General features: G+C 37.9%; 1 protein-coding gene. It reads left to right on the forward strand.

Annotation, left to right across the window (positions count from 1 at the left end; all coding sequences use genetic code 11):
• Positions 1 to 104: 104 nt before the first annotated feature.
• Positions 105 to 1,016, forward strand: a complete 912-nt coding sequence (locus tag ED312_RS23520) for an IS982 family transposase (RefSeq protein WP_123218452.1) — start codon at positions 105 to 107, stop codon at positions 1,014 to 1,016.
• Positions 1,017 to 1,033: the final 17 nt, after the last annotated feature.

Raw genomic sequence — 1,033 nt, forward strand, 5'->3', positions numbered from 1 at the left:
ACGTGAATAATGGATAAGAGATAAAATAATCTTAACGTAAAAAAGGAGTAAAGTCATTATATTAGTAATTGACAACCAACTAATTATAATGAAAATTTACTCCCATGAACGAAGATAAAATTACAGAAATTTTTGTACAAATCGACGATTTTATCCAGCTTTTTGAAGCGGAGATCAAACAATTACGCTTAGAGAGTACCTCCGGGAAATCGAGAAACCGAAAAAGCAGACTTTCCGACAGTGAGATGATGACCATCCTGATTTGCTTTCACTTAAGCCGTATTAATGATTTTAAATCTTTTTATAGCATGTATTTGTCCAAGCATTACAAGCATCTTTTCCCGGATTTAGTCTCTTATGAACGTTTTGTGCAAAGTTCAAAACGGATCATGATCCCCTTGATGGTCTTTCTCAAAACCAATGCTTTGGGGGCTTGCAGAGGCATCTCATTCATTGATTCCACAACGGTGAAGGTCTGTCATATCAAACGGGAGAAGCAACATCAAGTCATGAAAGGGTTGGCCACCAAAGGAAAATCCACCATGGGCTGGTTTTTTGGCTTTAAACTGCATCTAATCATCAATGACAAAGGGGAAATATTGAGCTTTTACCTGACCAAAGCTCATGTGGATGACCGAGATATGAAAGTGATTGCCTCCCTGACCGAGAACATCTTTGGCAAACTCTTTGGCGATAGGGGCTATATCTCCCAAAAGCTGGCCAATTACTTGTGGAACGACGGGATAGACTTGGTCTACAAACTCAGGAAAAATATGAAAAAACAAAACATCTCTGACATCGATAAAATCTTTTTGAGGAAACGTGCCCTAATAGAATCGGTCAATGATGAACTGAAAAATATCTGTTCGATTGAGCATAGCAGGCACCGATCACCGGTCGGATTTATCATCAACTTGGTTAGTGGACTGTGTGCTTATCACTTTTTGCCTAAAAAACCAAGTTTGAATATACAACCTAATAAAAATAATAATGGTCAACTTTTACTGGCCGCTTAAACATTATTCACGTTAAT

The organism is Sinomicrobium pectinilyticum (genome assembly GCF_003725735.1).
In the GTDB taxonomy this organism is placed as follows: domain Bacteria; phylum Bacteroidota; class Bacteroidia; order Flavobacteriales; family Flavobacteriaceae; genus Sinomicrobium; species Sinomicrobium pectinilyticum.

What these genes read in the sequence shown, in the direction of transcription:
- ED312_RS23520 (WP_123218452.1), top strand. Translation starts at nt 105, where the DNA reads ATGAACGAAGATAAAATTACAGAAATTTTTGTACAAATCGACGATTTT.